Here is a 6,660-nt window from a genome sequence, read left to right as displayed (position 1 = left end):
TAGGACACCGCCGGAACATCATTCGCGAAACCCCCTGACCACGGTCAGGGGGTTTCTGCGTTTCACGGGACTGTGTTGGATACCTAGATCAAATCGATACGCGCCCAACACCATTCGGCCTCGAATCTCCACTGTGCGCTTCTTCTGGCCGAATCCCATTACCTCCCAAACCTTGACCGCAGCAGGTTGGCCCCCCGGCCGCAGAATCGACATCACCGACTGGACCGACCGACTCGAATCCGAAGGCTTCCACGTCTCCCGTCCAGCCGCGGCCATCCTGAAGTCCTTCGGCTGCCTGACAATCCAACCCCCGAACCTGACCACTGCCCTCTGGCCTGTGGATTCCCTCTTCTTCGACCCCCTCGACGTAGCCAACGGCATGTACGACCGCTACGCCGACTTTGAATCCGCCCTGGGCCGCCGAATGCCCCCCTCGCCGTAAACGCCAGCGGCACAACGTTCCTTCTGATCCTGGAAGACGGCCGCGTAGTCTCCGATGGCATCCTCGCCCTCCATCACCTGGCCCCCACCTGGCCTCAAGCCCTCGACCTACTAATCCGCCGCCACCGCACCCCCGACCTCCTCCTCCTCTACATCCGCTGTACCCCCGTGGCGCAGAGTTTCCACTCCCTCCAGGTTTGCTGATCGGATGTCATACGATCCTCCGCGGAAGGAGGACGCCGTGGTCACTGGATCCGGCAACGCCGCAGGGCGGCTTGGCACGTCCGGACACGCTTATCCCAGCCCGTGATGGCAATGCCCGCAACAACTTTCGGCGTGGAATTGTGCCAGCCTGGACTGGAGAGGCGCTGGGGGCGGCCTGCTTCATAGATGCCGACAACATTGTGTCTATGGCGTGCCGACAGCGGTATGCACCTCATTGACATCGCCCGTGCTTGCATACAGCGTGATGTGGACACCGCGGCACTGGCTGACGTTGGTACGGTAGGAACAGACTGGGTCCAAGACGATCCGGCACAACAGGTCGCTTGCGATCGGTTGAATGCCGCCGACGGGCAGGCAGATCGAAGTCCGCGACCTGAGCAAGTGGGTCGGCGTCCACACGTAACGTGATCGGTCAAAGGCTGAGGACTCTGGTTCCCGTTGTTCCCTGAAGGGTCGACGTGCCCTTCGATGCCATGTTTGCACGGGAGACGCTGTGAACAGGCTTCCTCAACTCCCCAGCCATGCAGTTCGGATCCTAGCAATATCGAACCGGCGGTGCTGTATCAGCGGGAAGGCCCGAGTTCCTCCCGCTTGACAGTTGACACTGAGGCGAAGCTTCGGGGGCTGGTTTCGGGTGTGACTGCGGCCTCGCATGAGACCGTAGTGGGCCGGATCTGGTTGAGGTAGTCGGCGGAGTGGCGTAGGTCAGAATCACTTTCTACCAACCGTTTCCGGCGGTCAGGCAGTGGCTGGGCTTTAGGGTGTTGATGCGGCGTCGATGCTTTTGGGGCTGCCGGACCTCGATGGCGCGGCCCGGTTCCTGGACCGATCGCGATGGTTTCGGCTTGAGTTCCCCGACCTGTCGGTGCTGCTCCCTAGGATTCATGGCAAGCAATTTCAAGGATCACCACATACGGGGGCGTGCTCAGTGAGTGCAACAGGCCGCAGGCGGCAGTCCGCCAGCCCAGAACCGACGATCGTGCCGGTCTCGCGACTCGCAGACCGCGTACTGACCGGTGAGATCGTGTTGCCGAAGTACCAGCGGGCATTTGTCTGGGGACCGAACCAGGTCCTCCACCTGCTAGATTCGGTCCTGCGCAACTACCCCATCGGCAGCTTGCTGCTTTGGGATACGACCGAGCAGCTCGCCAGCGAAGAAACCGTCGCTGGCTTGAAGGTCGACCCGCCGCGGCCCGGTCGTCCGGTCAAATACATCCTCGATGGCCAGCAGCGGCTCGCTAGCATCATTGGCGCACTGCACGGCGGTACCGGCTTCTGGGACATTGCCTATGACCTGGACAAGGAGCTCTTCTATCAGCGCGTCCCGGAGAGCCCGACCGGACCGCATATCCTCCCTATGCGAGAGGTGAGCTCGGCGGGATCCCTTCTCGGGCGGGTGGCCGAGTTGTCACCCGAGCTGCGCGAACGTGCGACAGAGTTGTATGAACAGTTCACCAATTACCTGGTGCCGGTAGTGACGTTGGACCACATGTCGGCGGAGGAGTCGGCGGAAGTCTTCGTACGAATCAACAGCACGGGCACGACGATGAACATCGTCGACGTGGCGCGGGCTGGCACGTGGAGCCCCGACTTCGACCTGAAGGAGGAGATCGAATCGCTTCTCCAGGTACTCGACGCTAAGCACTACGGCCGCGTCGATACCAAGACCATGCTGCGCACGATCGCGGTCGCCGCCGGATTCGGGTTCTCCACCAAGGACATCAACCGTCTGAGAGAACTCGATAAGGACCGGTTGAGGGAGGCTGTCGCTGACGCAGCGAAGGCGGCCGAGCGGGCGGTGGACTTCCTCAGCACCCAGATCCATACGCCGAAGGCCGACGCACTTCCCTACTACAATCAGTTCGCGGTGCTCGTCGAAGTATTCCGACAGCTACCGAAGCCTTCGTCCGGGCAGTACGACGCACTGCGCCGTTGGTTCTGGCTGACCGCAAGTGGCGAGTACTTCAAGGGCTGGAGCGAGACCCAGATGGGGCCCGACTTGCAGGCGATCACGTCCTTCGCCAAAGGCGAGGCCCAAGAATTCGAGACGGGGGCGGCGCTGCCGCGGAGCGCTTTGTGGCGGCGGAGCGCTTTTTCCAAACGGAACGCGCCGAGCAAGCTTCTTGCTCTTCTCCTTGCGTACGAAGACCCGCTGGACCTGCTTACCGGGCAACGGATCGACGTGGGCAGGGCCTTGTCGTGGCAGAACGACAAGGAGTTCCACCACTTCTTTCCCAGGGCATTTCTGCGGTCACGCGGGGTGAGCGGCGTCGACGCGAACGTCTGCGGCAATCTGGTCATGCTGACCTCCCATAGCAACATCTGGGTGACCGACCGGCCGCCCTCACAGTATCTGCGGGATCTGGCCGTCCTCGAAGGCGAGGGACCGCTTCGTGAGCGGTTACGCACCTGCCTGGTCGAGGAAGACGCCTACCAGGCGGCGCTGCGGGACGACTACGACACATTTCTGCGCGTTAGGTCGGAGACATTGCATCAGCGATTGATGCAGTTGATCGGAGCAGCAGCGGGACCGGCGACTTCTGCCGCGAGGGGTACGGCGCAGTCGCTGCCTGACGACGAGGTGCTGGCGGACGAAGCAGACTCCAGCTCTCTCCTGGACGAACCGATCGACCGCGATTCTGCAGACTGACAATGAGGTGGGGTGCAAAATGCGGATGGCGGACATACCGATTGCTGACCGGCCCCGGGAGCGGCTGCTAGATCGAGGTGCGGAAGCGCTCTCCGACCGTGAACTCCTTGCCCTACTGATCGGCTCAGGTACGGGAGGTCGCGACGCGGTTGAGTTGGCAGGGCAGTTGCTCATTCGCCACGGCGGGTTGCACGAGCTTTCCCGAACCCCAGCACACGAGCTGATGGCAGGACTGCCGGGCATGGGGCCGGCGAAGGCGGCGCGAGTCGCGGCTGCCTTCCATCTGGCGCGCCGGGCTGCACCGGCTGAGGTCCGGGGTCGGCAATATATCCGCTGTAGTGCTGATTTGGCCGAGGTCGCGGCACCACTGCTGGCGGGCCTCAGGCACGAGCGAGTCGTGGTCGTCGTATGTGATAGCGCTGGCGCGGTACTGCGAAAGGCGACGCTGACAGAGGGTGCAATCGACCGCTCGCTTCTTCCTGTACGTGAGGTTCTCGCTCTAGCCCTGGCTACAGGGGGCACTGCTTTCGGTGTGGTTCACAACCACCCCACAGGCAATGTAGAGCCTAGTGAGCCCGACCGCTGTTCGACGTCCCGTTTAGCGGCGGGAGCGGAAGCGGTCGGGCTGCGGTTCCTGGACCATGTGGTGGTTACGGACCAGGAGTGGCGGCGGGTTAAACCGACCACCTCTAGCTAAGGATCCAGGGCTACAGCTGCCCGGAGAACGCAGCGTTGAGAAGAGCCGAGCGAAGTGCAGTCACTTGTGCACTCTGCTCCGCTCCAGCCGCGATTGTCCGCCGAACCGTGGATAGCTGCCGCGCGATACGACGCTGCTCCGGAAGAGCAGGAAACGGAACCTCGGTGGCAAGAAACGTCGCAGGTGTAGTTCGTTTGCGCCTAGCCATGGAACCGCGTGTCGTTAGGGACGACCAAAGGCTCGGCCAAGAGAAGAGGTGCTCGATGTAGGAGGGGTCCGCATTCGCACTGTTGATATCAAAGGTGGGATACTCAGGCGACACATAGGTTTTGTCGAACGCATCATTGACAACGGCAAGAGCACCTTCCCAGGCGCCGAGTTTACTTATAACCGCCTGACCTGCATGTAGACGCGTGAGCGATGCATAGGAAGTATCACTGCCAAGTATGGCGGGACGTTTTATCAGCCCGCGTCCAAAGCTGAAAATCCCGGTAATTGCATATTGTGATTCCGATTCCACTTCGACGAAGTCATAACTCTGACAAAGAGCCACCGAAAGGGGAGCCCTGTCATTAATTGGTCGGAGGAGTGAGTCCCTGTGCTGATTGACGACCCGCTCGGAATGCTCCCGCAAGGTAGTGAACCGAGCGATTCGAGACATTGCAGCATCGAGCTTGTCGGCAACGCGGCGCTGCTCGTCCAGTCCGGGAAGGGGCACCGTGGACTTCTCGAAGTTCTTCGGCGACAGAGTCTGGTTACGGGCGACAGTACCCGTCGAAGCCGAACGTATCAATGAGATTCCGTCCGAGGTTTGGAAATAGTAGTTCAAATATCGAATATCGACGTCACCGGTAGGGCGATAGCTTAGAAACCTAGCCGATCCGACAAGCCCCTCCTCCCGTTCCGTCGATATTCCAATAGCCCCCTCCCAAGCCATGATATTGCTGACTATAAGCCGACCAGGATGGACCTCGAAATATTTGAGCTTGCTCAGGTCAAAACCCGAACATGGATCACGATGAAATATCCCCTTGCCGAAAGACTTGATACCGATCTGCCTGTATTCAGCATCGAGAACAATGTCGACGGGGATGCGCTCCAGCGTCAGGACGTCACCAAGCTGAGTCTCACTCGCCTCCACAGCTGACCCCCGCCTCGTCGCGCAGCTCCTCAAGAAGCCCCAGAATCTCGCGCTCTGTCTTGATGAGTTCGTTGATAAGCTCCTCCGGAGATTGGTGAGTCAGATCCTCTCCAGCATCCGGGTTGGCGATGTCGAGATTGAACCCTGCTTTTTCGATCTCGCCTGCTGATACGCTCCATGCATTGCCGCCCGCTACGCGGCCGTCGCGCCTCGCACCGCCCCACCACTCCACACACGGATCGAACTCCTCGACCCGCATCGGCTTCGTCTTGGTATACCCACGACGGCCATCCGGCAGCGGGATCTCGTAGAACCAGACCTCCTCCGTCGGCTGCCCCTTATCAAAGAACAGCAGGTTCGACGGAATATCCGTGTACGGCGCAAAGACACCCGGTCCCAGGCGGACAATGGTGTGCAGATTGCACTCCTTCATCAGCTTCTGCTTGATCCTAGCCCCGATGCTGTTCTCGCCGCTGGCGAAGAGGCTGCCGTTCGGCAGGACAATCGCACAGCGCCCGCCCTTCTTCAGCTGGTCGAGAATGGCGTGCAAGAAGAGCCAAGATGTCTCCTGGGTCTGGAAGCCCTTTGGGAACTTGTCGACCACCGACCGCTCTTCCTCGCCACCGAACGGTGGATTCGTCAGTACCACGTCCACCCGATCCGCCGCCGTAGCATCCCGCATCTGCAACAAGGCGTTCTCTCGGACCAACCGCGGCGCACCGATGCCGTGCAGCAGCAGGTTCATACTGGCCAGCAGGTATGGGAGGGATTTCTTCTCGACGCCGCGGATGTCACTGTGCAAGCGCCTGCGCTGGGTGTCGGTCGCCACCTGTTGGACCAGGTCCTCGTACGCCTGAACCAGAAAGCCGCCGGTACCGCAGGCCGGGTCGAGGATCGACTCCCCAAGCTTGAGGAAGGACTGCTGCACCATGAAGCGGTTGACGGGGCGAGGGGTGTAGAACTCGCCGGAGTCGCCGGCTGCGTCTCGCATCTCCTTGAGAATCGACTCGTACAGGAACGCCATCGTGTGGATGTCGTCCGAGGAGTCGAAGTGGATCTCGTCCACCAGGTTCACCAGATCCCGAAGAAGGGTTCCCGACTGCATGCGGTTGGTGACGTCGTTGAAGATGGTCGACAGCACGTTCCGCGGGTCCTCCGCGTCGCCATCGGCTCCCTTCAGCCCAGCGAGATGAGGGATTAGTTTGTCGTTAACGAAGGTTTTCAGCTCGTTACCACTGAAGTCCGGCTTCGCAGCCCAATCCTGCCACCGGTACGGCTCTTCGATAGCTGGACGATACCCGGGGTCGAGCAGCGGCCCCACCCGATCGACACGCTGGTCGAATGCCTTGAGAAACAGTAGCCAGGAGAGCTGCGGGAGGCGGTCAAGGTCACCGTTTAGGCCAGCGTCCTTACGCATGGTGTCACGCGCCGACTTGATAACGGACGCGAGCCGTGCCCGTGACGTGGTGGCCACTGCCGCCTTCTTCTTGGGGGACGCCATCTCAG

At 61.0% G+C, this 6,660-nt stretch carries 5 protein-coding genes; 3 read left to right on the top strand and 2 right to left on the bottom strand.

The features are described from left to right. Positions 1-172 precede the first annotated feature (172 nt). From ACYVN4_RS38265 to ACYVN4_RS38255, 3 genes are all read left to right on the top strand, one after another. Positions 173-442 (top strand): SUKH-3 domain-containing protein, encoded by a 270-nt coding sequence (locus ACYVN4_RS38265; RefSeq protein ID WP_460727908.1) that lies wholly within the window; start codon positions 173-175, stop codon positions 440-442. 1,152 nt (positions 443-1,594) lie between these two features. After that, on the top strand, positions 1,595-3,316 hold the full coding sequence (locus ACYVN4_RS38260) for a GmrSD restriction endonuclease domain-containing protein (protein ID WP_460727906.1): 1,722 nt from the start codon (positions 1,595-1,597) through the stop codon (positions 3,314-3,316). Positions 3,317-3,335: 19 nt separating this feature from the next. Beyond that, entirely contained in the window at positions 3,336-4,013 is a 678-nt protein-coding gene (locus ACYVN4_RS38255; protein WP_460727904.1) for a JAB domain-containing protein, read from the top strand. Positions 4,014-4,023: 10 nt separating this feature from the next. Here ACYVN4_RS38255 and ACYVN4_RS38250 read toward each other — a convergent pair whose 3' ends face one another. Together ACYVN4_RS38250 and ACYVN4_RS38245 are read right to left on the bottom strand one after the other, a co-directional pair. Continuing rightward, positions 4,024-5,154, bottom strand: a complete 1,131-nt coding sequence (locus ACYVN4_RS38250; protein WP_460727902.1) for a restriction endonuclease subunit S — start codon at positions 5,152-5,154, stop codon at positions 4,024-4,026. Continuing rightward, a complete protein-coding gene (locus ACYVN4_RS38245; RefSeq protein ID WP_460727900.1) occupies positions 5,141-6,655 on the bottom strand; it encodes a class I SAM-dependent DNA methyltransferase in 1,515 nt (504 codons plus the stop codon). The genes ACYVN4_RS38250 and ACYVN4_RS38245 overlap by 14 nt, the downstream gene beginning before the upstream one ends. Between the last annotated feature and the right edge of the window lie 5 nt (positions 6,656-6,660).

The organism is Nocardia heshunensis (genome assembly GCF_054782115.1).
The sequence above is the reverse complement of the archived record's forward strand: the minus strand, read 5'-3'. Positions and strand labels throughout refer to the sequence as shown.